25 protein-coding genes are annotated in these 24,381 nt (G+C 57.0%); 12 read left to right on the plus strand and 13 right to left on the minus strand.

Annotation, left to right across the window (positions count from 1 at the left end; genetic code table 11):
- Window positions 1–100: 100 nt before the first annotated feature.
- On the plus strand, window positions 101–1,117 hold the full coding sequence (locus AC2FJW_RS16920; RefSeq protein WP_496750761.1) for a DUF418 domain-containing protein: 1,017 nt from the start codon (window positions 101–103) through the stop codon (window positions 1,115–1,117).
- A 51-nt stretch (window positions 1,118–1,168) separates the two neighbouring features.
- Window positions 1,169–1,798 carry a LysE family translocator gene (locus tag AC2FJW_RS16925; RefSeq protein WP_496750762.1) on the plus strand — a complete coding sequence of 210 codons (630 nt, stop codon included), beginning with the start codon at window positions 1,169–1,171 and terminating at the stop codon, window positions 1,796–1,798.
- Between the two features lie 4 nt (window positions 1,799–1,802).
- Here AC2FJW_RS16925 and AC2FJW_RS16930 read toward each other — a convergent pair whose 3' ends face one another.
- A complete protein-coding gene (locus AC2FJW_RS16930; protein WP_281995766.1) occupies window positions 1,803–1,976 on the minus strand; it encodes a hypothetical protein in 174 nt (57 codons plus the stop codon).
- Between the two features lie 313 nt (window positions 1,977–2,289).
- Between AC2FJW_RS16930 and AC2FJW_RS16935 the strand changes: the two genes are divergently transcribed.
- Entirely contained in the window at window positions 2,290–2,829 is a 540-nt protein-coding gene (locus tag AC2FJW_RS16935) for an adenine phosphoribosyltransferase (protein WP_142638010.1), read from the plus strand.
- 12 nt (window positions 2,830–2,841) lie between these two features.
- On the opposite strand, the gene AC2FJW_RS16940 is transcribed toward AC2FJW_RS16935, so the two are convergent.
- The 11 genes from AC2FJW_RS16940 to coxB form a co-directional block, all read right to left on the minus strand.
- Window positions 2,842–4,257 carry an FAD-binding oxidoreductase gene (locus AC2FJW_RS16940; protein WP_496750763.1) on the minus strand — a complete coding sequence of 472 codons (1,416 nt, stop codon included), beginning with the start codon at window positions 4,255–4,257 and terminating at the stop codon, window positions 2,842–2,844.
- Window positions 4,258–4,295: 38 nt separating this feature from the next.
- Window positions 4,296–5,114, minus strand: a complete 819-nt coding sequence (locus AC2FJW_RS16945; protein WP_496708223.1) for an MBL fold metallo-hydrolase — start codon at window positions 5,112–5,114, stop codon at window positions 4,296–4,298.
- A gap of 104 nt (window positions 5,115–5,218) precedes the next feature.
- Window positions 5,219–5,803 carry a GNAT family N-acetyltransferase gene (locus AC2FJW_RS16950; RefSeq protein WP_271950493.1) on the minus strand — a complete coding sequence of 195 codons (585 nt, stop codon included), beginning with the start codon at window positions 5,801–5,803 and terminating at the stop codon, window positions 5,219–5,221.
- A complete protein-coding gene (locus tag AC2FJW_RS16955) occupies window positions 5,803–7,065 on the minus strand; it encodes a M16 family metallopeptidase (protein ID WP_142638002.1) in 1,263 nt (420 codons plus the stop codon). The genes AC2FJW_RS16950 and AC2FJW_RS16955 overlap by 1 nt, the downstream gene beginning before the upstream one ends.
- The gene (gene thrC, locus AC2FJW_RS16960; RefSeq protein WP_496750764.1) at window positions 7,062–8,450 is read right to left on the minus strand and encodes a threonine synthase; all 1,389 of its coding nucleotides are present in this window, start codon (window positions 8,448–8,450) and stop codon (window positions 7,062–7,064) included. The genes AC2FJW_RS16955 and thrC overlap by 4 nt, the downstream gene beginning before the upstream one ends.
- Entirely contained in the window at window positions 8,447–9,124 is a 678-nt protein-coding gene (locus AC2FJW_RS16965; RefSeq protein ID WP_496750765.1) for an SURF1 family protein, read from the minus strand. Before AC2FJW_RS16965 ends, thrC begins: the two co-directional genes overlap by 4 nt.
- Before the next feature lie 155 nt (window positions 9,125–9,279).
- On the minus strand, window positions 9,280–10,095 hold the full coding sequence (locus AC2FJW_RS16970; RefSeq protein ID WP_142637996.1) for a cytochrome c oxidase subunit 3: 816 nt from the start codon (window positions 10,093–10,095) through the stop codon (window positions 9,280–9,282).
- Window positions 10,096–10,117: 22 nt separating this feature from the next.
- A complete protein-coding gene (locus AC2FJW_RS16975; RefSeq protein WP_496703997.1) occupies window positions 10,118–10,693 on the minus strand; it encodes a cytochrome c oxidase assembly protein in 576 nt (191 codons plus the stop codon).
- Window positions 10,693–10,854: a cytochrome c oxidase system small membrane protein gene (locus AC2FJW_RS16980; protein WP_185956706.1), complete on the minus strand. Its 162-nt coding sequence runs from the start codon at window positions 10,852–10,854 to the stop codon at window positions 10,693–10,695. Before AC2FJW_RS16980 ends, AC2FJW_RS16975 begins: the two co-directional genes overlap by 1 nt.
- Complete coding sequence (gene cyoE / locus AC2FJW_RS16985; RefSeq protein WP_496750767.1) at window positions 10,851–11,807, minus strand: heme o synthase; 957 nt, start codon at window positions 11,805–11,807, stop codon at window positions 10,851–10,853. The genes AC2FJW_RS16980 and cyoE overlap by 4 nt, the downstream gene beginning before the upstream one ends.
- A gap of 87 nt (window positions 11,808–11,894) precedes the next feature.
- On the minus strand, window positions 11,895–12,806 hold the full coding sequence (gene coxB, locus AC2FJW_RS16990) for a cytochrome c oxidase subunit II (RefSeq protein WP_142637990.1): 912 nt from the start codon (window positions 12,804–12,806) through the stop codon (window positions 11,895–11,897).
- Window positions 12,807–12,982: 176 nt separating this feature from the next.
- On the opposite strand from coxB, the gene tldD reads away from it, so the two are divergent.
- From tldD to AC2FJW_RS17015, 5 genes are all read left to right on the plus strand, one after another.
- Complete coding sequence (tldD, locus tag AC2FJW_RS16995; RefSeq protein WP_142637988.1) at window positions 12,983–14,404, plus strand: metalloprotease TldD; 1,422 nt, start codon at window positions 12,983–12,985, stop codon at window positions 14,402–14,404.
- Window positions 14,405–14,643: 239 nt separating this feature from the next.
- Window positions 14,644–15,774 carry a DNA-processing protein DprA gene (gene dprA, locus AC2FJW_RS17000; RefSeq protein ID WP_496750769.1) on the plus strand — a complete coding sequence of 377 codons (1,131 nt, stop codon included), beginning with the start codon at window positions 14,644–14,646 and terminating at the stop codon, window positions 15,772–15,774.
- A gap of 150 nt (window positions 15,775–15,924) precedes the next feature.
- Window positions 15,925–18,558: a type I DNA topoisomerase gene (gene topA, locus AC2FJW_RS17005; protein WP_496690175.1), complete on the plus strand. Its 2,634-nt coding sequence runs from the start codon at window positions 15,925–15,927 to the stop codon at window positions 18,556–18,558.
- A 91-nt stretch (window positions 18,559–18,649) separates the two neighbouring features.
- Window positions 18,650–19,354 (plus strand): CoA transferase subunit A, encoded by a 705-nt coding sequence (locus AC2FJW_RS17010; RefSeq protein WP_142637982.1) that lies wholly within the window; start codon window positions 18,650–18,652, stop codon window positions 19,352–19,354.
- Window positions 19,354–19,980, plus strand: coding sequence for a CoA transferase subunit B (locus AC2FJW_RS17015; RefSeq protein ID WP_496750770.1), 627 nt, complete (start codon window positions 19,354–19,356; stop codon window positions 19,978–19,980). The genes AC2FJW_RS17010 and AC2FJW_RS17015 overlap by 1 nt, the downstream gene beginning before the upstream one ends.
- Before the next feature lie 43 nt (window positions 19,981–20,023).
- Here the strand turns inward: AC2FJW_RS17015 and AC2FJW_RS17020 are convergent, their stop codons facing one another.
- Entirely contained in the window at window positions 20,024–20,893 is an 870-nt protein-coding gene (locus tag AC2FJW_RS17020; RefSeq protein ID WP_496698001.1) for a lytic transglycosylase domain-containing protein, read from the minus strand.
- A 352-nt stretch (window positions 20,894–21,245) separates the two neighbouring features.
- Between AC2FJW_RS17020 and AC2FJW_RS17025 the strand changes: the two genes are divergently transcribed.
- From AC2FJW_RS17025 to AC2FJW_RS17040, 4 genes are all read left to right on the plus strand, one after another.
- Window positions 21,246–21,449 carry a hypothetical protein gene (locus AC2FJW_RS17025; protein WP_496697999.1) on the plus strand — a complete coding sequence of 68 codons (204 nt, stop codon included), beginning with the start codon at window positions 21,246–21,248 and terminating at the stop codon, window positions 21,447–21,449.
- A gap of 81 nt (window positions 21,450–21,530) precedes the next feature.
- The gene (locus AC2FJW_RS17030) at window positions 21,531–21,740 is read left to right on the plus strand and encodes a hypothetical protein (RefSeq protein WP_496750772.1); all 210 of its coding nucleotides are present in this window, start codon (window positions 21,531–21,533) and stop codon (window positions 21,738–21,740) included.
- 143 nt (window positions 21,741–21,883) lie between these two features.
- Window positions 21,884–22,765, plus strand: coding sequence for a Flp pilus assembly protein CpaB (gene cpaB / locus AC2FJW_RS17035; protein WP_496750773.1), 882 nt, complete (start codon window positions 21,884–21,886; stop codon window positions 22,763–22,765).
- Window positions 22,766–22,959: 194 nt separating this feature from the next.
- On the plus strand, window positions 22,960–24,366 hold the full coding sequence (locus tag AC2FJW_RS17040; protein WP_496697997.1) for a type II and III secretion system protein family protein: 1,407 nt from the start codon (window positions 22,960–22,962) through the stop codon (window positions 24,364–24,366).
- The last annotated feature ends 15 nt before the right edge of the window (window positions 24,367–24,381 follow it).

Below are 24,381 nucleotides of genomic sequence, written 5' to 3' on the forward strand. Positions count from 1 at the left end.
CGATTGGTATCAGCGCCTATTCCGGTCGGCCGCATCAGTACTTAACCGAAAGGCAGCCTTTTAAGTTCGGTATGGGCGGCAGGGAACGAAGAGGATAGGAATGAAACGGCTCGAGGCCCTGGACGCCGCACGCTTTCTGGCATTTTGCGGCATGGTGCTGGTGAACTTTCGCATCGCGGCGCAGGTCAAACCGGTAGATGACTGGGCATCGGCGCTTGTCGATGCACTGGAAGGTCGTGCTGCTGCATTGTTTGTCATTCTGGCCGGGATCGGTATTGGCCTGTCCAGCCCTTCTGCTGGAATTCTGTTACAACGGGCTGCATTTCTGTTCGTACTTGGCCTGATCAACATGACCATGTTTGAGGCCGATATCCTGCATTTCTATGCATTGTATTTTGTTGTCGGCGCGGCGTTTCTGTCCTCGTCCATCTTTGGTTTGTGGCTTGGCGCATGCAGTGTCGTTGTCCTGGCCGTTCTCGCCAATCTTATCTTTGACTATGATCAGGGATGGGACTGGGTTTCCCTGACCCATACCGACCTGTGGACGATACCGGGCTTTGTACGAAACTTGCTGTTCAATGGTTGGCACCCCGTTCTACCTTGGGCAGCGTTCTTGCTGATCGGTATGGCGATTGGGCGATCGCAACTACAGACGGTCTGTGTTCAGCACCGGTTGATCATGTGGGGATTTGGTGCAGCGGTTCTGGCCCTGTTTCCGCAAAAGCTGACAACCGATCCTGACCTGGCCGCCTATCTGGGCACTCAATCCATCCCTCCGGGGCCGTTTTACATTTTGGCCGGGGCTGGAACCGCCTGTGTGGTGATCGGCCTGTTGCTAAAGCTCTGGCCGCGGATTCAAGGGCTGGGCGCCGCGATGGCGCTGACTGCGCCTGGGCGGCAAAGCCTGACGCTGTATATCGCACATATCGTGATTGGGATGGGCATTCTGGACGAGGCCGACCTGCTGGACGGATCGCTCAGCGCGCCACAGATCGTTGGCTACGCCTTGGGTTTCTGCGTGCTGTCCTCAGGATTTGCGCTGCTATGGTTCCTGCGCTTCAGACGCGGACCGCTTGAGGCGTTGATGCACCGCGTGACCCGGCCCTCAGGGGCTTGACCTTTGCTCGTCACCAAAGCTTGATACTGGCGTATCTTAATCGGAGATCACATGCCCTTTGACATCTGGCTGGCCTTTGTGGCCGCATCCACCGCTTTGCTGCTGATCCCCGGCCCCACTGTTCTGCTGGTGCTCAGCTATGCGCTGTCCAAAGGCCGCAGCGTTGCCGTAGCCTCGGCCACCGGGGTGGCGGTTGGCGATTTGGTGGCCATGACGACCTCATTGCTGGGATTGGGAGCATTGGTTCTGGCCTCAGCTACGTTGTTTTCCGTATTGAAGTGGATTGGCGCGGCCTATCTGGTGTGGCTGGGTATCAAGTTACTCCGCAGCGCCCCTTCGGCGGGGCTGCAAGCGGTTGAACCCGGCGCAGATATCACTGCGCGAGGCGTCTTTGGTCACGCGGCCGCTGTAACCGCCCTGAACCCCAAATCGATTGCGTTCTTTATCGCCTTCGTGCCGCAATTCCTGCGCCCTACCGAACCTTTGGGCCCTCAATTCGCGATCCTGATAGGCACTTTCGTTGGGCTGGCCTGGTTGAACACATTGGCCTATGCCCTATTGGCAGATCGGCTGCGCCATATGATCGGCCGCGCAAGCACCATTCGCGCATTGACGCGTTTCGGGGGACTGACCCTGATCGGTATGGGGATCGCCACATCAATCCTGCGTCGCCCGGCCTGAGGGCCTATTCTGCAGTGTGATCATTCATAAATCCGCGAATAAACCGCCTGATTTCTCGCGCCGCCGACGTGTCGAGTTCCCTGCACAGCTCTACAAAAGCATCGCGCTCGCCACGATCCAGCCGCAGAACCAGCTGGCTGTCCTTTTTGGCTGAAACCTTACGATCTGTCCCTGACATGCACTTTGTCTCCAAAAGACTTCAGAAGGAATGAAACGTATATACTAAGTATATAGAAAACATATGATGGGCAGCTAACAACCTTGCGGAATCTTTGCAAGTAGCCTGTGTTCAATTCAGGTAATTCTTTTTCGGAACCAACGCATTGGCTAAAAAAAGACGACGTCTTGGGAAACCTATCTGGTTTTTTCGGTGAGATAGGCAATCGCACGTTCTAGGAAGATTGCAAGCCAGCACATTCATTCTGTTCTTGCATGACCGTCCCCAATGGGCCAAACAACCCTGCGTGTTTTGACGCCAGAAGGGGTTGGTCATGTCAAGAAACAAGTCGGTCAAGGATTACATCCGAACCATCGTCGATTTTCCGCACGAAGGGATCATGTTTCGGGATGTCACCACCTTGTTTGCAGACCCGCGCGGGTTTCGTATGGCGATTGATCAGATGTTGCACCCCTATGCCGGCGAACAGATCGACAAAGTCGTGGGGCTTGAGGCGCGCGGTTTCATATTGGGCGGCGCCATCGCTCATCAGCTGAGCGTCGGTTTCGTCCCCATCCGCAAAAAGGGCAAGCTGCCCGGCACAACAATCAGCCAGGATTACACGCTGGAATACGGCGAGGCTATCGTCGAGATTCACGATGATGCCATCCAACCGGGTGAGAAAATTCTCGTCGTGGATGACCTGCTGGCCACCGGAGGCACCGCCGCCGCCGGGATCAAACTGATCGAACGGCTGGGCGGCGAGATCGTGTCATGTTCCTTCATCATCGATCTGCCTGAACTGGGCGGGCGCAAGGTTCTGGAAGAGATGGGCATGGATGTTCATGTCCTGTGCGAATTCGAAGGGCTCTGATCGATCCCGCAGTTACAGCCGCAGGACAGCGCCGGGGTTCATGATCCCTTTGGGGTCCAACGCCGATTTGATCGCCCGCATCGCGCTCAATTTGACCGGATCGCCATATCGCTCCAGATCTTCGGTCTTCAATCGCCCGATACCGTGCTCTGCGCTGACGGATCCCTGGAATTCATGCACAAGGTCATGAACGGCCCTTTTTACCTTCGCACTTTCGGCGTCATACTCTGACCGGGAATGCCCGTTTGGCGGAAACACATTGTAATGTAGGTTCCCGTCGCCCAGATGCCCGAAACAGTTCACCCGATACGGACCAAGCGCGGCCACAACATCTGCACCACGCCGGATAAATTCTGGGATGGCCGAGATCGGCACCGAGATATCGTGGCTTGAGACCGACCCGATCAGCCGGTTTGCATCCGGAATACGCTCGCGCACGGCCCACATGTCCTGCCGCTGCGCCTCACTTTGGGCAATCACCGCATCGGTGACCAGCCCACGTACCTCAGCGGCCTCGTACAGCACCTCAAACGCGGTTTCAGGTGATTGGCCCATCGACAAGCCAATCTCGATCAGTACAGACCATTCGGGCGGCTCGGCAAAGGCCTGCCGCGTGTCTGGCAGAACCTCACTCAGGAACAAAAGCCCCTGTTGGTGAATCAGTTCAAATGCGCTGACGCTGTCCCCCATGAGGTCCCGCGCCAGCGCCAGCAAATCAACCGCCGCTTCGGCAGAGGTGACCTGAACCATGGCCGTTCCAACCGCCTCAGGGCAGGGAAACAGCTTGAGTGCCGCCGCAGTGATGATCCCTAGCGTCCCTTCGGCTCCGATCAAAAGATTGCGCAGATCATACCCGGTATTGTCCTTTCGCAACCGGCTGAGCCCATGCCAGATTTCGCCGCTTGGTAGAACCGCCTCAAGGCCCAGACACAGGTCACGGGCGTTTCCATAGCGCAACACGTTAACCCCCCCTGCATTTGTCGACAGGTTCCCTCCGATCCTACATGACCCCTGTGAGGCAAGGGAAAGTGGAAATAACCGGTTCGCGCCTTCGGCAGCCGCCTGCACATCTGCAAGGATCACACCGCCTTCTGCAATCATCACATTCTCTGTCGGATAGACAGCCCGGATCGCTGTCATCCGCTCTAGCGAGATCAGCAAAGGCGCAGGCCCGTCCGACGTCACCTGACCGCCAACAACACCGGTGCCGCCCCCATATGGCACCACCGGGACCGATGCCTCGGCAGCCAATCGGATCAGAACCGCTACCTCTTCGGCCGTTCTGGGCACCGCAAGCACCCCCGCCTGCCCGGAAATCCGACGGCGCGGCTCCTCGAGATATCGCGCGGTGACCGGTCGCAGCACTTCATCCGGCAACGCGGCGCGAATTGATTGGGCGAATTGATCGTCTGCGGGATTCAGGGTCATGCCCATTCCTTGCCCAAGGCAACAGGTCCCGACAAGCCCTATTCCAACTCGATCAGGTATTGCGGCTCTAACACAACCACCGTTGGCCGGTCCGGAAGTGAGCGCAGGGATACGGTGATTTCCGACACGCCATCGCGCTCAACCGGGAAATCGCCCCTGACATCCGCCAGAAACCGATCCAGCGAATAGTCCGAAAACCAATGCATCGGAATAATGACCGAGCTTTTCAATCGTTTCAGAACCGAGATCATCTCGGGCAGCGGCATGGTCGTCCCGCCATCAACGGCGGCCATGACAACATCTAACCGCCCAAGGGCCGCAAATTGCGCGTCCGATGGGACGTGGTGCAGATGACCCAGATGCCCGATACACAAGCCCGCCACCTCAAACACAAAGATCGAATTGCCACGTTCTTCGACCCCGCCATAAACAGAACGGATATCGGTCGAGACATTGCGCACCAGCATCTCGTCCAGATCCAGATGATGTTCGATCCCCTCCCCGAACACGCCCCACCCCTCCAGCACATGCGGAATGGCGGGATCGGGGTATTCGGTCCAATGGGTGCCATGGGCGTGGTTCATCGTCACCACATCGGGAATCAGACTGGCCCCGCCGATGAACCCGGTGAAATCCGTCACGGCGTTCAACCCGCCCTGCGTCTGGATCAGGAAAGACGCATGCGCGACATAGCTGATCCGAACCGAATGCTCCGGCACCGGATCCTGCCAGGCTGCTTTATGCAGGTACTCGATCCCCGGCGCCGCATCCGCAATGGCGATGCAATGGCTTGGCCGACGCTCCTGCGCCACAGCCCCGCCCGAGATCACCATCAATGCAAAAACCACCCAGCGCATGACGTGATTGTAGCGCAAGAGCTCGCCAAGTCATGCCCCTAGTTCATCTGGCCAAAAATACCTCGGGGTTTGGGGCAGAGCCCCAATGGCCTCACCGAGGCCACCTACCCCGCTTCTGTCTTCCCGCGCCGGTCCGACCGCAGACAGGCATATAACACATGCGTTCGCCAGCGCCCGTCAATCTGCAGATAGGACTGCGCCACGCCTTCGTATTTAAAGCCCGAGCTTTCCAGCAATCCGCGCGAGGGTTTGTTTTCGGGCAGGCAGGCCGCCTCGATCCGGCTCAGGTCTAAACGCGTGAAGGCATGATGGACCACCGCGCCAATAGCCTCGCGCATATACCCGTTGCGAGCAAAGGCTTGGCCCGTCCAATAGCCCAGGGTCCCCGCCTGTGCTGGGCCACGGCGCACATTGTCCAGGGTGATCGCACCGACCAGCAGGTCATCAGATCGCCGGAACAGAAATAACGGAATCGCCGTCCCACTCGCAACCGAGCGCTGCGCCCAGTAGACACGGTTAGTAAAGGATTTCCGGCTCAAGTGGTCCGAGGCCCAGATCGGCTCCCACTGGGTCAGAAAATCTCTGGACGAGCGCCGCAGCGCTGCCCAGTCATTAAAATCGGAGTGCACGGGCGGGCGCAAGCTGAGCCGCTCGGTTTCAAGTTTCAGCTTGCGTCTGCCCAGAAGCATCACGCCGCGCGCCTCTCCTGCAAGTCCGCGAGTGTGGGTGCACCTGATACCGGACCATAAAGCGCCAGCGCCGCTGGCGCTTGTGCTGCTATCTGCTCGGCAAAGCTGCGGACATCTTCGGTGCTGACCGCGTCAATCTTGGCAACAGTATCCTCAAGCGACGGCACCCGTCCCCAGATCTGCACCAGACGCGCCAGACGCTCGGCCCGGTTCGAGGGGCTTTCCAGCCCCATCAGCATTCCGGCCTTCATTTGCGCACGAGCACGGGCGACCTCTTCGGGGCTCATATCCTCGGCGGCACGCTTCATTTCGTCAATGGTGATCGTCGCCAACTCACCGATCTGATCCGCAGATGTGCCCGCGTAGATCGTGGTAGTGCCGGTGTCGGCATAGGCGCCGGCCTGGGCAAAGATCGTATAGCAAAGCCCGCGTGTTTCCCGAACTTCCTGAAACAAGCGCGAAGACATACCCCCGCCCAGCGCGGTCGAATAAATCTGCGCGGTATAGATCGCGTCGTCGCGATAGCCGGGGCTTTCCAGCGCCAAAGCGAAATGAGCTTGCTCCAGTTCTTTCTCCTGCCGCGCCTCACCACCGGTAAATCGGGCCACTTCAGGGATCAAACCCTTGCGTGGTTGCAGGTGACCAAACATCTCTTCGGCCGTTTTCATCAGTGCATCATGATCAACCGCACCAGCAGCGGATAGGATCATCTGTTCAGGGCCATAATGCTCGGCCACGAAACCCGACAGATCCTCGCGCGAGAATGCGCTGACGCGTTCAGTGGGGCCAAGTATGGTCCGGCCCAGGGGCTGGTCGTGATAGCTCTGCTCTTGCAGCCAGTCAAAGATTACATCGTCGGGCGTGTCATAGGCCTGACCGATTTCCTGTAGGATCACACCGCGTTCGACCTCAATCTCGCGCGGATCGAAGATCGGGTTCAGGACGATGTCACCGATGACATCCATCGCCAGCGCCACATCGTCTTTTAGAACGCGCGCGTAATAGGCCGTCACCTCGCGCGAAGTATAGGCGTTGATATACCCGCCCACATCCTCGATCGCTTCGGCAATTTGTAGCGCGGATCGCCGTTTGGTTCCCTTGAACGCCATATGCTCAAGGAAATGGGCTATGCCATTTTGTTCGATCCGCTCATTGCGCGCACCGGCGGTTACCCAGATGCCTATGGCCGCAGATTGCAGCCCCGGCATATGTTCACTGACGATACGGAATCCGTTCTTCAGTTGGTCTTGTCTGACAGTCACTCGGCGATATGCCCTTTGATATGATCCTCAAGGGCGCCCAGATCATTGGCGATGCGGGTCACCCGTTCCGGACGTTCATACAGATCAGACATGCGAGAGGGAAGAGGCGGATGTACGCCACTCGCCTTCTCGACCGCAGCCGGGAACTTGGCCGGGTGTGCGGTCGCCAAAGTGATCATCGGGACGTTCGCGTCGCGGTGCTCCTCGGCAACTTTGATACCCACGGCAGTATGGGGGCAGACCAGTTCGGTGCTGTGGGCCAGCGTGGCTGTGATCGTCGCCAGTGTTTCCTCTTCGGACACGCGGCCCGAGTCGAAGCTTTCGCGCAACGCTTCCATCGCGCCTTGGTCGACATTGAAGCCGCCCGTCTTCAGCTCGTCCATCAGCTGAGCCACAGAATTGCCATCCTCGTCATAGGCATAATACAGCGCCCGTTCAAAGTTCGAGCTGACCTGAATATCCATCGAAGGGCTGATCGAAGGGATCGTGTCTCCCTTGAAATACCCTTCGCCTGCCAGACACCGATGCAGAATGTCATTCTGGTTGGTCGCCACTACCAGCCGGTCAATCGGCAAGCCCATGCGTTTGGCCAGATAGCCCGCAAAGATGTCCCCGAAATTACCCGTAGGCACGGTAAAGCTGACCTTGCGATGCGGTGCGCCAAGGCTGACGGCGGCCGAGAAGTAATAGACGATCTGTGCCAGCACGCGGGCAAAGTTGATCGAGTTCACCCCCGCCAGTTTCACACCGTCACGGAAGTCGAAATCGTTGAACATATCTTTCAGCGCGGCCTGACAGTCGTCAAAGTCCCCGTCGACGGCCAGAGCATGCACATTGCCGTCCGCAGGTGTGGTCATCTGACGACGCTGCACCTCAGATACACGGCCATGCGGATACAGGATAAACACGTCTACCGCATCCAGCCCCCGGAACGCCTCAATCGCGGCAGAACCGGTATCACCGCTGGTCGCGCCCACGATAGTCACCCGATCCGCGCGACGCTTCAGCGCTACCTGGAACAACTGACCGATTAGCTGCATGGCGAAGTCTTTGAAGGCCAGTGTCGGGCCGTGAAACAACTCCAGCAGGAAGTGGTTCTCGTTCAACTGCTTCAACGGTGCGCGGGCGTCATGGCCGAACCCTTTATAGGCGCGGGCAATGATCTGTATGAACTCATCTTCCCCAAATGATCCGCTGACATAGGGCCACATCACACGAAAGGCGATCTCCTCATAGGACAGGCCTGCCAAAGCAGCGATGTCATCCTGGCTCATCTCCGGGATCTCGGCGGGCAGATACAGGCCGCCGTCGCGGGCCAGCCCGGTCAGCATCGCCTCTTCAAACGTCAGTTCGGGCGCCTGCCCACGGGTTGAGACATATTTCATTGCGCTTCACTTTCTGATGGGGCGCGGCCGCGCCACAGGAAATAAACGGTCATCGCAGCCCAGACCAGTGCCAGACCAAACCATGTGACTGCGTATCCCAGGTGATCATTCGGGATGCCTGCCGTATTCACCGGCAAAGGTGTCAAATTCGGATCGGTCCGGGATCGTGCGATCACCAGAACCGGGTCGGTTCCCAGAGCTGCAGCAAGATTGGGAACATCGCGGGCAAACCAGATATTGGCATCCACATCTGGCTCGGGCGTATAGCTGTCGATCTCATCCGGCCAATGCAAATTGCCCGTCAGCGCCATCTTCCCTGTTTGTCTGTCTACCTGCTTGTCAGTGGTCAGGATAAAGCCCCGATCCACTAGTATCTTTTGAATTCCAGTATCAAAAGCTTGGATAACCCGGTAGCCGGCACCAACCTGTTTTACCGAAACCAGAACATGGATTTCACCCGGCTGCATCTCACCCTGGACGAAAACCGGTAGGTACTTGTCCCGTATCTCGGAAGGCTGCTGCGGCAGGGAAACAGGCTCGGCAGAGATCCGGTCGTTAATCTCGGCCAACACGTCTTGTTTCCACCCAAGCCGCTGTACCTGCCAGACGCCCAGCGACACAAGTACGCCCAGACCGGCGAGCCCGAAGATCAGCAGGAAAGTTATGCGGCGCATGGCGGGGTCAAACCTTGTTGCAGAAACCGGCGTCTTGTTAAGGGCGGTGTGAACTGAATTGCAACCACCCATTTGTATCGGGTGCAATCTTGCACCCTGATAGAGAAAAAGCCGCCCTTGGGGGCGGCTTTTGCAATTTTATTACCGGTCCGGCGTCAGATCAAAGGGGCTTGTCCCCAGATATAGACTGCGAAGAACAGGAACAGCCAGACAACGTCAACAAAGTGCCAGTACCAGGCCGCGGCCTCGAAACCGACGTGCTTTTCCGGCGTGAAATCACCCTTCAGTGCCCGGATCAAACAGACCGACAAGAAGATGGTGCCGATAATCACGTGGAAGCCGTGAAAGCCGGTTGCCATGAAGAAGTTCGAATAGAACTGATCACCACCGAATTTCCAGCCCTCATGGGCCAGCAATTCGTAGTACTCAAAGCCCTGCAGAGCGGTAAAGGCGATGCCCAAAACGATACCAATAGCGAGGCCGTTGATCAGCGCCTTGCGGTCATTGTCATGCACCAGCGCGTGGTGCGCCCAGGTGATGGCACAGCCCGAAAGCAGCAGGACCAGCGTGTTGATCAGCGGCAAGTGGAACGGGTCAACCGCGTGGATATCTGGCTGGATGTATTCGGTGCCCGCATAGTCGTACATCGGGTACATGCGGTGTTTGAAGAACGACCAGAACCAGGCGAAGAAGAACATCACCTCGGACATCACGAATAGGATGAACCCATAGCGCAGGCCAATGCGCACGACCGGCGTGTGATCGCCTACACGGCTTTCGGCCACCACTTCGGACCACCAGGCGAACATGGTGTAAAGAACCGCGACAAGACCGGCCCAGAACATGTAGGAGGTGACGCCGTGCATCCAGAGGACGGCTCCGAACAACATCACAAAGCCGCCCGCAGCGCCGATCAGTGGCCAGATCGAAGGGGTCAGAATGTGGTAATCATGATTTTTTGCGTGTGCCATCAGCGTCCCTCACCTACAGGCGTTAGTTCTTGTTTGTATCACCCTGAACATCAAGGGCGGCATAGCCCTCGGGCAGGTCAATTTCGTAGAATGTATACGACAGAGTGATCGTATGCACATATTTGGCTTCCAGATCCTCGACCATTTCGGGATCGACGAAAAAGCTCACCGGCATCTGAACCCGTTCTCCGGGTTGCAACACCTGTTCTTCAAAACAGAAACAGGCGATCTTCTGGAAATACCCACCGGCCGAATAAGGCGCAACGTTGTAAGACGCCTGACCGGCAATTGGGCGGTCCGTGGGGTTATATGCCTCATAGAAGGCCAGGCCCGTTTCGCCGATGCGGATTTCCATCTGGCGCTCGACCGGCTTAAATTCCCAGGCCATGTCTTTCGCCTTTGAGGCGTCAAAGCGAACGGTAACGGTGCGCTCAAGGATGTCCTCTGGCGCGGCTTCAGCCACTCCGGTTGTGCCGCCATACCCGGTGACCCGGCAAAACCAGTCGTAAAACGGCACCGAAGCCCAGGCGAGGCTGCCCATCAGGACAACAACGCCGACGGTTTGCACGACGGTTTTTTGCGGCCCCGTGAGCGCCATCAGTTCTGTACCTCTTGCATGGCCCTGTTAAAATCGGTCCCTGAGACTTTGACGATCGTCAGCCCAAAGATCAGCACGATGAATGCAGCAAGCGTCAGGCCAACGCCCAGATTTCGGCTGAACCGACGTTGATGCAACTCATGGCTTTTGCGCAGGCTCATGCCCAGCCTCCCAGCCCGTAAGGCTTCAGCAGTGCTTCGGCAAGGATCGCGCCGAAATGCAGGAAAAGATACAGCAGCGAGAGCTTGAAAAAGCCACGCTCAACTTTGAAGTTATCAACCTCGGAATCATCTTCGGTCCGACGCGAGATTGCCCATGCTCCGCGCAGGAACAACGCGTTCAGTACAATAGCGACGGTCAGATAGATCGGGCCGCCGATTGCCGAAAAGCCGGTTCCAATCGCAAGCACTGCCAGCAGAACGGTGTAGACCAGAATATGCCAGCGCGTCGCCCGCCGACCATGGGTTACCGTCAACATCGGCACACCCGCATCGTCGTAATCCGACCGCATAAACAGGGCCAGCGCCCAGAAATGCGGCGGCGTCCACATGAAGGTGAGGGCAAACATCAGCCAAGGTTCGACGGACATGGATCCGGTTGCAGCGACCCAGCCGATGACCGGCGGGAAGGCCCCAGCTGCGCCGCCAATCACGATGTTCTGTGGCGTCGAGCGCTTGAGCCACATCGTGTAGACAACGACATAGAAGAAGATGGTGAAGCCCAGAAAGGCTCCGGCGAACCAGTTGGTTGCAAGACCCAACATGATCACCGACAGGCCGGACAGTGCCAGGCCCAAGGCCATCGCTTCGCCCTCTTGTACCTTGCCCGACGGTATAGGGCGACCTTTGGTGCGCTTCATAACGCGGTCGATATCTGCATCCCACCACATGTTCAGCGCGCCGGATGCGCCACCTCCGATGGCAATGAACAATATCGCGCAGAACCCAACGAACGGATGTACCGGTACCGGCGCTGCCAGCAGACCAACAAGCGCCGTGAATACAACCAGCGACATCACGCGCGGCTTCAGCAGGGCGAAGTAATCGCCAAAGCTGGCCTCATTCGCATACGCTTGTGCGGTCGTTTGGCTTGCATTGATGCTTGCGTCGCTCATCTCGGGTCCTTTTGGGGCGAAGGCTGTGCGATCTCTCGCACAGCCTGCATCTTGTAGCAGGCGGGACGCATCCCGCCCTTACTGAAATCAGTTCGAAGCGACCTGATAGTTCTGCGGCAGGCCCGCATACTCGTCGATCGCACCTTTCAGCCACGCGTCATACGCCTCTTGGCTGACAACTTTGACAGTGATCGGCATATAGGCATGGTCTTTGCCGCACAGTTCCGAACACTGGCCGAAATAGATGCCTTCCTTTTCGGCCTCAAACCACAGCTCAGCTAGGCGTCCGGGTACACCGTCCTGCTTCACACCGAAGGACGGAATGGTCCAGGAATGGATCACGTCGGACGCAGTCACTTGCATCACGATGACCTTGCCAACCGGGACAACTACCGCTGTGTCGGTGGCCAGCAGCCACTCATCGTCGCTATACCCTGCGTCTGCCAGCTTGGCCCGCATCGCGTCATCCAGGACAAATGCCGTCACGTCCGCATCGGCGGGGCGAGTACCTTCGTCCAACGTGGCTGGGTGGCCGAGCAGATAGCTATCGAATGCAAAATCGTGATCGACATACTCATATGTCCAATACCACTGGTTGCCGACAACCTTGATAACAACATCACCTTCGGGAATTTCCTGCTGCTTGAACAGAACCGGCAGAGAGAAAGCACCGATGAATACCAGAATCAGAATCGGACCCAACGTCCAGACGATCTCGACCGGAGTATAGTGCGAGAATCGCGCTGGGGTCGGGTTGACGCGTTGGTTATAACGCATGATGCAGTAAACCAGCAGGCCCGCAACGAATATGCAGATCGCGGTAATAATCACCAGAATCATATTATCCAGGCGATGAATCCCCTCGGCAAGGCTTGTGGCTGCGGGCTGGAATCCTATGCCGCCGTCAACCGGCTGACCGATAATCTCAAGCTCCTGAGCCATGGCGGGAAGGCTGGAGAGGGCTGTCATAAGCCCCGAAAGCTTCAAAGCGTTCTTCATTTTCTGTCCTGATCGTTTGATCTTTGCGTCCCTGGCGAAAAGGTGTGAATCGGCCACACCTCACCCGTTGTCTTTGGCCGCGTTAAAAACCATATTCCTGCGGGTAGATAAAGCAAAATGCTTGCGTCAAACAGACGCTATTTTTGATCTGGATCAAACTCGAAAGGTCCCAAGAGATGCCCAACGACCCGTTTCGCCCGTTTGAAAGCGCTCTTCCACATGACGAAGCGCTTGCGGTACTGCAATCCGCCACCGCCGGGGCCGAGGACGGAGAACTGTACGTTGAACGCCGGAAATCCGAGTCTCTGGTCTTTGATGACGGGCGCTTGCGGACCGCTTCTTATGACGCGTCCGAAGGTTTCGGCCTGCGCGCCGTACAGGGCGAAGTGGCAGGCTATGCGCATTCAACGGACGTCTCGATTCCTGCCCTGAAACGGGCCGCCGAGACCGCGCGGCTGGCGGTCGGTGATGGTGGCGGAACGCTAGCTGATGCCCCCCGGGCCACCAACAAGCGCCTTTATACAGACGAAGACCCGATCGAATCTGCCAGTTTTCCCGTCAAGATCGAAACATTGCGCGAGATTGACGCCTTTGCCCGCGATCTTGATCCGCGTGTAGTACAGGTCAGTGCCACTATTGCTGCTGCGGTGCAGGAGGTTGAGATTCTACGCCCTGACGGCATTCTGGTCCGCGATGTCCGCCCCATGACCCGGTTGAATATCTCGGTCATCGTGGAACAGAACGGCCGTCGTGAGAGCGGCTCGACCGGTGGAGGTGGCCGGATCGGCCTGGACGGGCTGATCGACCCAACCGACTGGCAGGATAAAGCCCGCGAGGCCCTTCGCATCGCCATGGTCAACCTCGAAGCTGTTCCCGCCCCTGCGGGCGTGATGGAGGTCGCACTGGGCCCTGGCTGGCCCGGCATCTTGCTGCACGAAGCGATTGGCCACGGTCTAGAAGGGGATTTCAACCGCAAGGGCAGCTCCGCCTTTGCCGGGCTGATGGGGCAACAGATCGCGTCCAAAGGTGTCACGGTCGTTGATGACGGCACAATCGCCGACCGGCGCGGGTCAATCAGCGTCGATGATGAGGGCACACCCAGCTCGCGCACTGTGCTGATCGAAGACGGCATCCTGACCGGATATATGCAGGATCGCCAAAACGCCCGTCTGATGGGTGTTGCGCCAACCGGGAATGGGCGGCGTCAAAGCTATGCCCATAAACCAATGCCGCGGATGACAAATACAATCATGCTGGGTGGCGATGCCGATCCCGCCGCTTTGGTAGCCGATATAAAGGATGGCATCTGGGCCGTAGGCTTTGGCGGCGGCCAGGTGGATATCACCAATGGCAAGTTCGTGTTTTCCTGCACCGAGGCATACCGGGTTGAAAACGGCAAAATCGGCGCGCCGGTCAAAGGGGCAACATTGATTGGCGATGGCCCCTCTGCCCTCAAACGCGTTCGCGGGTTGGGCAACGACATGGCCTTGGATCCGGGAATGGGCACGTGTGGCAAGGATGGCCAATGGGTGCCCGTCGGCGTCGGTCAACCTACGGTCCTGATGGATGGGCTGACGATTGGAGGATCGGCGGCCTAAGTAAAATCGGTCACTGCTTCCAAAGCGCAGGGTTAACGCCCCGCTTTGGATATGCATTGATACTTTGCGGAGAGGCGTTTTCCGACTTCCGACTCGGCTGTATTTTTTGCCGTTGTTTTTCAACAACCTACGCAACTGAGACAACCGAGACTCGAAATATATCCGGAAAATTTGACAGGATTCACACGCTGTTAACCCTGGCAGCCGTAAACCAGTTCTGCAATCAGACGGAGCAACGGATGACCGAAGAGCAGCTTTCTTCCAATCACCCCACACTCCCACCCACCACGGAAGAGGATCGGTTTTCCTGGCTTCGTCTGTTGCGTTCTCGCAAAGTGGGCCCGGCGACGTTTCGGCGGCTGCTTCGCGAACATGGCTCGGCGCAGAATGCGCTGGCCGCGCTGCCGGAAATGGCACGCGCTGCCGGAATAGAAGGGTATGAAATCTGCCCGCCCGGCGTGATTGAGGCGGAACTCAAGGTCGCAAGAGCTGCCAATGCGCGGCTTTTGTGCCTAGGGTCCGCCGATTTCCCATCCGCTTTGCATGACCTGAATGATGCTCCACCAATGTTGTGGGCAATCGGCGACCTCTCTCTTTTACAGCGCCCCTCGGTCGCTATGGTCGGTGCCCGCAACTGCTCATCTCTGGGCGCGCGAATGGCGCGCGGATTGGCGACCGATCTGGGAAAACAGGGTTATGTGATCGTTTCTGGCCTGGCCCGCGGGATTGATACCGCGGCGCACCTAGCCACGGTTGAAACAGGCACCATCGCCGTTATGGCGGGGGGGGTCGACGTGGTTTACCCCGCCGAAAACACCGATCTTGCCGCTGAAATCGCAGGTTCCGGGCTGCGCGTCTCGGAACAACCGATGGGCATCACGCCACAGGCGCGCCATTTCCCGCGTCGCAACCGGATCATCTCGGGCCTGGCAAAGGCCGTTATTGTGGTCGAAGCCGCCGCCAAATCCGGCAGCCTGATTACAGCGCGCGACGCCTTGGACCAGGGGCGCGATGTTCTGGCTGTGCCCGGACACCCGTTTGACGCACGCGCGGCTGGCTGCAACCTGCTGATCCGCGACGGTGCTACTTTGATAAGGTCTGCAGAAGATGTGATCGAAGCGCTACCGCAGCAAGCGAACCTATTCGAACCCCAGCAAATGCTCCAAAAGAATTTACCCCGCACACCATGCTCAACCAATGACCTGGAACGCCTAATTCTGACCCGGCTCGGCCCCTCTCCTATCGCCGAAGACCAGTTGATCCGCGATGTTGAGGCAACGGCGGGTGAAATTGCCCCGGTTTTGGTCGATCTGGAACTGGACGGACGTATTCAACGCCAACCCGGGGGTCTTCTTTCATTGTCCGCCTGAGTGTTGAATATCCAATCTTATACAGGCATCCCATTGAAATCGCGTATAAATCCTTGCTTTCAAAGGAACGCATTGACAATTCGCTCTTGCCCTACACATCTTGCACACTCATAGAAGGCGCCAATTCCGTCGAGCGAGGTTTCCCCTTAAATGCCTGTAGTTGTTGTAGAATCCCCTGCCAAGGCCAAAACAATCAATAAATATCTTGGCCCGGACTACACGGTTCTGGCGTCTTACGGCCATGTTCGAGATCTGCCGCCCAAAGATGGCTCGGTCGATACCGAGGATGAGTTTGCGATGAAATGGGAGGTCGGGAACGACAGCCGCAAACATGTCAAAGCCATCGCCGACGCGCTGAAAGAAGACAACGCCCTGATCCTCGCCACCGACCCCGATCGTGAGGGTGAGGCGATCAGTTGGCATTTGCAGGAAGCACTGACCAAACGCCGGTCGATCAAAAAGGATACGCCTGTCAGCCGGGTGACCTTCAACGCCATCACCAAGGACGCAGTGACCGAGGCGATGCGAAACCCCCGTCAGGTGGACATGCCACTTGTCGAGGCCTATCTGGCCCGCCGTGCCCTGGATTATCTTGTGGGGTTTAACCTGTCGCCCGTCTTGTGGCGCAAACTGCCTGGTGCAAAATCCGCAGGCCGCGTGCAGTCTGTCTGCCTGCGCCTGATTGTCGAGCGAGAGATGGAAATCGAGGCGTTCAAACCGGTGGAATACTGGTCGGTGCGCGCCCTGTTCGAAACACCCCGTGGTCAGACCTATGAGGCACGCCTGGTCACACTGGCCGGTAAAAAGCTGGACAAGCACGATCTGTCCAACTCAACCCAGGCCGAACTGGCGGTGCAGGCGATCACCAGCCGCGCGCTCAGTGTCACTTCGGTCGAGGCGAAACCCGCCGCTCGAAATCCCAGCGCGCCCTTCATGACCTCGACCCTGCAGCAAGAGGCCAGCCGCAAGTTCGGCATGGGTGCGCGTCACGCGATGCAAGTGGCACAGCGCTTGTATGAGGCCGGCTACATTACCTATATGCGAACCGATGGCATCGACATGGCCCCCGAGGCCGTGGCAGCTACGCGCGAGACCATCGCCGACCGCTATGGCGCGGAATATGTGCCGGACAGCCCTCGCATCTATAAGAACAAGGCAAAGAACGCGCAGGAAGCCCACGAATGCATCCGGCCTACGGATATGACCCGCGATACCAAGGCGCTGAAGGTAACGGACGACGATCAGCGCAAGCTCTATGACCTGATCTGGAAACGCACCATTGCCTGCCAGATGGCTGCTGCACGGCTGGAACGTACAACTGTCGAAATCGGCAGCGAAGATGGGCAGGTTGGCCTGCGCGCGACCGGTCAGGTGGTGATGTTTGACGGGTTCATGCGTGTCTATGAAGAAGGCCGCGATGATGTCGCCGATGAGGATGACAAACGCCTGCCCCAGATCATGCAGGGCGACCCCGCACGGTTCTCTAAAACCACGTTGCGGGATCAGTTCACCAAAGCGACAAGCGATGGCACGGACCGGGCCGCGAAAGAGGCCATTCTGTCAGACAATGAATCAGTTCTGGCGCTGCAACATCACACTCAACCGCCGCCGCGCTATACCGAGGCGACGCTGGTCAAGCGGATGGAAGAGCTGGGGATCGGGCGACCGTCGACCTATGCCTCGATTGTCACAACGATTCAGGACCGGGAATATGTACGCAAGGACAAGAACCGGCTGATCCCCGAAGAAAAGGGACGGATCGTCACGATTTTTCTGCTGAACTTCTTCCGTCAGTATGTCGGTTATGAATTCACCGCCAATCTGGAAGAACAGCTGGACGATGTGAGTGCAGGTGATCGGGACTATAAGGATCTGTTGGGCAAATTCTGGCGCGACTTCTCGGCCGCGATTGGCGAGACATCGGAACTGCGCATTTCCGAAGTGCTGGACAAACTGGACGAAGCATTGGCACCGCAGCTCTATCCGCCACGCGAGGATGGATCTGACCCGCGTGTCTGTCCGAAATGCGGCGCAGGCCAGTTGCACCTGAAAACTTCACGCACTGGCGGGTTCGTCGGCTGCGGCAACTATCCCGAATGCACCTATACCCGTCCTATCGCCGGTGAAGGTGCCGAGGGTGAAGAGCGCCTGCTGGGTGAAGATTCGGGTGATGATATCTGGCTGAAGACCGGTCGGTTCGGACCTTATGTTCAACGTGGAGAGCCAACGCCCGAGAACAAGAAACCTCCGCGCGCCTCGCTGCCACGTGGCTGGAGCAAGGATGATATGGATCTGGACAAGGCGCTGACATTGCTATCCCTGCCCCGCCAGATTGGTGAGCACCCCGAGGGCGGTATGATCAGCTCGAATTTCGGGCGGTTCGGACCATATCTGATGCACCAGCTGGCGGACGAGGCCAAACCGGTTTATGCAAACCTCAAAGACCCTAATGACGTGTTCGAGATCGGCATGAACCGCGCGGTCGAATTGCTTGCTGAAAAGCGCTCCAATCCGGGACGCGGACGCCGGGCTGCGGCCAAAGCGCTGAAAGAACTGGGGGAACATCCCGATGGTGGCGCAATGCAGGTTCTGGATGGGCGCTATGGTCCATATGTGAAGTGGGAAAAGGTCAACGCGACCATTCCCAAAGACATCAAACCCGAGGACGTAACGCAGGAAATGGCCATCGAACTGGTCAATGAGCGCGCGGCCCTGAAAGGGACCAAGAAAAAGGCGGCGCCCAAGAAAAAAGCCGCCAAGAAGACAACCAAGAAGGCCGGTTAGGTAGAAATACCACCCTTCGCCCGGTTTCATTGACTTCCCCGTGACGTGACGGCACAACCTGCCCAACACCATCTCATTGGGGGAGTTTTCCATGAAGAAAATCTATGCCAATGCCAACGAAGCGCTCGATGGCGTGCTTTCGGATGGCATGTTGATCGCCGCTGGCGGGTTTGGCCTGTGCGGGATTCCCGAGCTTCTGCTTGAGGCAATCAAGACCTCGGGTGCCAAAGACCTGACCTTTGCCTCGAACAATGCGGGCGTGGACGATTTCGGTATCGGTATCCTGCTGCAAACGAAGCAGGTCAAAAAGATGATCAGTTCATATGTGGGCGAAAACGCCGAATTCATGCGTCAGTACCTCAGCGGTGAGCTTGAACTGGAATTCAACCCTCAAGGCACCCTGGCCGAACGGATGCGCGCAGGTGGTGCCGGGATCCCGGGTTTCTACACAAAAACGGGCGTAGGCACTGTTATTGCCGATGGCAAAGAACACAAAGACTTCAACGGCGAGACCTATATTCTCGAAGAAGGTATTTTTGCAGATCTGGCGATTATCAAGGCGTGGAAAGCCGACGACACCGGCAATCTGGTGTTCCGCAAGACCGCCCGAAACTTCAACGTGCCCGCCGCCACTTGCGGTAAGATCTGTGTGGTCGAAGTTGAAGAGATCGTGCCCCGTGGCTCTCTGGACCCTGACATGATCCACCTACCTGGAATTTACGTGCATCGCATCATTCAGGGCAATCACGAAAAGCGCATCGAACAGCGCACCACCCGCAAGAAGGAGGACGCATAATGCCCTGGGACCGGAATCAGATGGCCGCCCGCGCGGCGCAAGAGCTGGAAGACGGCATGTATGTAAACCTCGGCATCGGTATCCCGACGCTGGTGGCAAATTATGTTGGCGACAAGGATATCACCCTGCAATCCGAAAACGGAATGCTTGGTATGGGTCCCTTTCCTTTCGAGGGTGACGAAGACCCGGACCTGATCAACGCAGGCAAGCAGACGATCACCGAACTGTCTCGGACTGCTTATTTCGACAGCGCTACGTCTTTCGCCATGATCCGGGGCGGCAAAATCGCTGCGGCAATCCTGGGTGCCATGGAAGTGGATGAAAAAGGCGATCTGGCCAACTGGATGATTCCCGGCAAGCTGGTCAAAGGCATGGGCGGCGCCATGGATCTGGTGGCCGGCGTTGGCCGTGTGATCGTGGTTATGGATCACACCAACAAACACGGTGAATCGAAAGTGCTGAAGGAATGCACTCTGCCCCTGACCGGCAAGGGTGTTGTGGATCGCATCATCACCAATTTTGGAGTTCTGGATGTGGTCGATGGCGGCCTGAAGATCGTAGAGCTCGCAGATGGTGTCAGCAAAGATGAGATGCGCGCCGCGACACAGGCGACGCTAGTCGACTGATCTGGTCATGTACCGGCAAGGCCCGCGTCAGTGCGGGCCTTGGTCAGTTGAGCGCGGTTTGAAACACGCACCCGTCAGAAATCAACTCGGGCGGTGTCGAACACAGCGCTCGCGCCACCTGAAAAGCCGCGAGAACCTTGGGCACATAATCCCGTGTTTCCGCATAAGGCGGTACACCACCATGTTTGCGAACCGCACCCTCGCCCGCATTATATCCGGCCAGGACCAGGATCGGGTCGTTTCCAAACTCTTCCATCAGCCAGTTCAGGTATTTCACTCCGCCCGAGATGTTCTGTCCCGGGTGAAGGCTGTCCTCGACCCCAAATCGTTTCGCGGTCGCGGGCATAAGCTGCATCAATCCCTGCGCCCCAGCCGAGCTTTCCACCGTTTCGCGGCCCGCCGATTCAACCGAGATGACGGCCAGCACCAACGCAGGCGACACATTTGTCCCTACGGTCGAGCGTAAAATGTCGATCCCTTGCCGTTGAGCAATATTCTGAAGCGTCTGCAATCGGGGCGAGGCTACGTTTATGGCGGCAAGCGCATTTATCGAGTCCTGCAAACGACCCGAACTGGCCTCATCTATCCCGGGTGAGATCCTGTCCCAGAACGCTTTATAAGACCCGACAGGTTTGTTTTGCGGCGTAATTCCCGGAAGCCCCGGAGGCGTAACACGTGTCCTTGCGATAATCTCAGGAACTACGATCTCAGCCCCTGTGCTGGGCGCCGAAGGTGCTGAGGCATGTTCTGTAGGCGATATCTGAACCGTAATGCGCGGGCGCTGACCAGGCTTGGCTGCTTTGATCCGTTTATATACGCCACGCGGTTCGACCTCGTTGGCGGGGACAGACACAGGTGCGGATACCACTGCCAGCGCCAAGCCGGCGCAAGTTATTGCGTTCCGGAGATTCATTTGCCTGCCTCACGTTCTCTTTTGCGTCGATTTGAACCCCGAATCTGTCTGTAAGGCCAGAAAAACAATGTGAATTGGGGCAATTTCGCCTCATTTGGCGCCATTTTGCATCGGGTTTTATCGGTGTCCGCACGGAGGGAGAATTTTTATTGATTTAATTTCAATTAGTTAAACGGAAAGCTACCAAAAAGTTAAGCTGAGGCACAAAAATTTGGGGTTTGGCCCAATTCCTGCCACGCCCAACAGGCAAACATAATGCCATACCGAGACGATCGGGAGCGGACTGAGAGACGAAGCTCTGGAAGACGCCGAGGTTCACTAGACTTTTTAGATCCTTTAGGAGGGACGTAACATGATCAAGTTCATCAAGAATTTCACCACTGACGAAGACGGCGCCGTAACAGTAGACTGGGTCGTTCTGACCGCAGCCGTTGTTGGCCTGGCCGCCGTTGCTTGGACACAGGTTAGCGACGGTGTCGACGATCTGGCCAGCGACATTGATGTCGCTTTGACCGGCGTTGTTGTTACAGCACCTAACTCGGGCCCAACCCCGTAATAATTTAGATAGAATTTTGAAGGGGGCTGCGCTCGTCAGATCGCGGCCCCCTTTTTTATAGAAAAAAGACGAGGTCCTGCGATGAAGGGTATTTCAAAATTCTTATCCGGGGAACATGGCGCGATCACCGTTGATTGGGTGGTGCTTACTGCTGCGCTGGTCGGCCTTGGACTAGTCACGGTATTCAACTTGACGGGCGGGGTTCAGCACGTCGATACCGAGACGGGTAACGCACTTCGCGGTATAGAGGTCTATTCTGCAATTCAGGAACAGGCATCGGAATCAGATTGATCAATCTGGCACTAAGGACACGGCCGTCAAAAAAATACTTCATTGTCCCCCTTTTCGACACAATTCTCCTGTAACCAATAGTCAGTTGAAGTCGTATTCCCTATGACGACTGACATCGCATACAAATAAACGAGGGAACGCGCATGCGTGCAGTATTTGGACTTGTCCTGATTGTTGGGGTGGCTCTGGCAGGAGGAGCCGTTTATATGGCGCGGGACTATATTTCTCAGTATCAGGCGGAATTGGCCAGAGAACGTTTGGCGGCTCAGGAAGCATTGGCAAATGTTAAATCCGTCCCGACGGTGGACGTTCTGGTTTCGAACCGTGCTCTTAAATATGGTGAGCGTCTGGCCACCGAAGATGTGCGGATCGTGAAATGGCCTGAGGATGCAATTCCCGAAGGAAGCTTCCTTGAAATGGCCGTCCTGTTTCCAGAGGACGCCAGTGGCGACCGCTTCGTTCTGAGGACCATGGAAAAAGACGAAGCCCTGATGGAGATCAAAGTAACCAAACCAGGTGAGGCAGCGGGTCTGACATCACGAATCGCGAAAGGTAAGCGCGCCTTTGCAATCAGCGTGGACGTTGCCTCGGGCGTATCCGGCTTCCTTCGCCCTGGTGACAGTATCGATGTTTATTGGACCGGTTCATATGGTGGCGGAATCGACGGATCGCGCGGCGAAATCACCCGACTGATTCAAACCAGCATTGAGTTGATCGCTGTTGACCAGAGCGCCGGGTCCGACCTGACCGGAGCCACGATCGCGCGCACCGTTACGGTCGCTGCTACTCCGGAACAAATCGCGGCGCTGGCTCAGGCTCAGAACACCGGCCGCCTGTCGTTGGCGCTGGTTGGCGTGCAAGACGACACAATCGCCAGCGCAGTCGAAGTTGACCAAAGAAAACTTCTGGGCATTAAAGATGTCGTCCCCGTGGCGCCCAAAATCGCGGAAGAGGTCTGTACGGTCAAGACGCGCCGCGGTGCCGAGATCGTCGACACGGGAATAGTAACACCCTGCACAAATTAACAGAAAATCAGTGCGTTACATGACCAGGGCCGCGCGAATTGCGCGGCCCTAATTTGTTCGCATGTTGCGCATTGTCCACATAAGGAAAATTCCAGAAACCATTGATTATTGCAATAAATTCTCAATTCGCGCAGTGTTATCAGACATAAGGCAGTAGCCGCAAAAAACGAGGCGTGATCGGAGAGGCAGGTCACATGAAAAGAAGTTCCTGGATAAGCGCAGCCCTTTTGGGCTTGGCGCTCGTAGTTGGCCCAGTCGGCAATGCTGCCTGGGCTGAAACACTTCGCGTGGTAAAGAAGGGTACAGCGGAAACGCTTGATGTGCCAATGAACCGCGCAATAGTTGTGGAAAGTGAGCAACCGTTTGCCGAACTCAGCATCGCCAATGCAGGCATCGCTGATATTTCGTCGCTTTCGGATCGTACTATCTATGTTTTGGGTAAGGCTCCTGGCCTGACGACCCTGACATTGTTCGACGGCGCAGGTAATCTACTTGCTAATGTTCGGGTCCGTGTGGCACCGGATGTTACCGAGTTTAAAGAACGTCTGCGCCAGATTTTGCCAACCGAGCCTATCGAAGTTCGCACCGCCAATGACGGTATCGTTCTTTCTGGCACCATTTCTAGCGCTGCCAAGTTGGCGCGAGCATTGGAGCTGGCAGAGCGCTATGCACCGGAGCGCGTATCGAACCTCATGTCGGTTGGCGGCGTTCAGCAGGTCATGCTGAAAGTGCGCTTTGCCGAGATGAATCGGTCGGTGGCTAAAAGCCTGTCCGCATCGCTTGGTTTTGGCGGCGGCGACGTAACCGGTGGTATCAACACTCTGAACAACTCTGCTGCTTTGGCGAATGCTCTTGGCAACAACATTCCTGTTTCACAGACGAATACTGGTGCGATCCTGTTCGGCTTTGGCGCAGGGTCAACGCAAGTGCGTTTGTTGCTGGAAGCCCTTGAATCAAAAGGGCTGGCACGCAGCCTCGCTGAGCCTAACCTGTCTGCCCTTTCGGGTCAGGAAGCGACGTTCCTCGCAGGTGGTGAAGTTCCTATACCGGTACCGCAGGACGATGGCGTAATTGCCATTGAATACAAAGCCTTCGGTGTCGAAATCGACTTTATCCCCCGCGTTGTGGATGGTGATCTGATTAACCTTGAAATGGCTGCAGCTGTATCGGCAATCGATGGGTCCTCGAACTTCACCATTCAGGGTGATAATGTCCCGTCCTTTATCACGCGCCAAACCAGTACAACGGTTGAATTGCGTGATGGTGAAAGCTTTGCAATCGCAGGCCTGATCCAGGATGACTTCACCGACCTGAGTAACCAAATTCCCTGGTTGGGTGACGTCCCGGTTCTTGGCGCCCTCTTCCGCAGCGCGGAATATCAGCGTCAGCAAAGTGAACTGGTGATCATCATCACAGCCCACCTTGTGTCGCCGACACGTGGCGAGGCACTGGCTCTGCCTACGGATCGGGTCAAACCACCCAGCGAATTTGATCTGTTCGTTAATGGCAAAGTCGGTCGGACTGAACGTCTGGGTGCCGGTGCAGCTTCGGAAGTCGCGAATCAGGACTTCGGTAGCTCGTACGGCTACGTCCTGGATTGATTAGGAGGATAGGAC

Source organism: Ruegeria sp. CDSA020 (assembly GCF_059612345.1).

Coding starts and splice junctions, on each gene's coding strand:
- AC2FJW_RS16920 (WP_496750761.1), top strand. CDS start 101: ATGAAACGGCTCGAGGCCCTGGACGCCGCACGCTTTCTGGCATTTTGC.
- AC2FJW_RS16925 (WP_496750762.1), top strand. CDS start 1,169: ATGCCCTTTGACATCTGGCTGGCCTTTGTGGCCGCATCCACCGCTTTG.
- AC2FJW_RS16930 (WP_281995766.1), bottom strand. CDS start 1,976: ATGTCAGGGACAGATCGTAAGGTTTCAGCCAAAAAGGACAGCCAGCTG.
- AC2FJW_RS16935 (WP_142638010.1), top strand. CDS start 2,290: ATGTCAAGAAACAAGTCGGTCAAGGATTACATCCGAACCATCGTCGAT.
- AC2FJW_RS16940 (WP_496750763.1), bottom strand. CDS start 4,257: ATGACCCTGAATCCCGCAGACGATCAATTCGCCCAATCAATTCGCGCC.
- AC2FJW_RS16945 (WP_496708223.1), bottom strand. CDS start 5,114: ATGCGCTGGGTGGTTTTTGCATTGATGGTGATCTCGGGCGGGGCTGTG.
- AC2FJW_RS16950 (WP_271950493.1), bottom strand. CDS start 5,803: ATGCTTCTGGGCAGACGCAAGCTGAAACTTGAAACCGAGCGGCTCAGC.
- thrC (WP_496750764.1), bottom strand. CDS start 8,450: ATGAAATATGTCTCAACCCGTGGGCAGGCGCCCGAACTGACGTTTGAA.
- AC2FJW_RS16965 (WP_496750765.1), bottom strand. CDS start 9,124: ATGCGCCGCATAACTTTCCTGCTGATCTTCGGGCTCGCCGGTCTGGGC.
- AC2FJW_RS16970 (WP_142637996.1), bottom strand. CDS start 10,095: ATGGCACACGCAAAAAATCATGATTACCACATTCTGACCCCTTCGATC.
- AC2FJW_RS16975 (WP_496703997.1), bottom strand. CDS start 10,693: ATGGCGCTCACGGGGCCGCAAAAAACCGTCGTGCAAACCGTCGGCGTT.
- AC2FJW_RS16980 (WP_185956706.1), bottom strand. CDS start 10,854: ATGAGCCTGCGCAAAAGCCATGAGTTGCATCAACGTCGGTTCAGCCGA.
- cyoE (WP_496750767.1), bottom strand. CDS start 11,807: ATGAGCGACGCAAGCATCAATGCAAGCCAAACGACCGCACAAGCGTAT.
- coxB (WP_142637990.1), bottom strand. CDS start 12,806: ATGAAGAACGCTTTGAAGCTTTCGGGGCTTATGACAGCCCTCTCCAGC.
- tldD (WP_142637988.1), top strand. CDS start 12,983: ATGCCCAACGACCCGTTTCGCCCGTTTGAAAGCGCTCTTCCACATGAC.
- dprA (WP_496750769.1), top strand. CDS start 14,644: ATGACCGAAGAGCAGCTTTCTTCCAATCACCCCACACTCCCACCCACC.
- topA (WP_496690175.1), top strand. CDS start 15,925: ATGCCTGTAGTTGTTGTAGAATCCCCTGCCAAGGCCAAAACAATCAAT.
- AC2FJW_RS17010 (WP_142637982.1), top strand. CDS start 18,650: ATGAAGAAAATCTATGCCAATGCCAACGAAGCGCTCGATGGCGTGCTT.
- AC2FJW_RS17015 (WP_496750770.1), top strand. CDS start 19,354: ATGCCCTGGGACCGGAATCAGATGGCCGCCCGCGCGGCGCAAGAGCTG.
- AC2FJW_RS17020 (WP_496698001.1), bottom strand. CDS start 20,893: ATGAATCTCCGGAACGCAATAACTTGCGCCGGCTTGGCGCTGGCAGTG.
- AC2FJW_RS17025 (WP_496697999.1), top strand. CDS start 21,246: ATGATCAAGTTCATCAAGAATTTCACCACTGACGAAGACGGCGCCGTA.
- AC2FJW_RS17030 (WP_496750772.1), top strand. CDS start 21,531: ATGAAGGGTATTTCAAAATTCTTATCCGGGGAACATGGCGCGATCACC.
- cpaB (WP_496750773.1), top strand. CDS start 21,884: ATGCGTGCAGTATTTGGACTTGTCCTGATTGTTGGGGTGGCTCTGGCA.
- AC2FJW_RS17040 (WP_496697997.1), top strand. CDS start 22,960: ATGAAAAGAAGTTCCTGGATAAGCGCAGCCCTTTTGGGCTTGGCGCTC.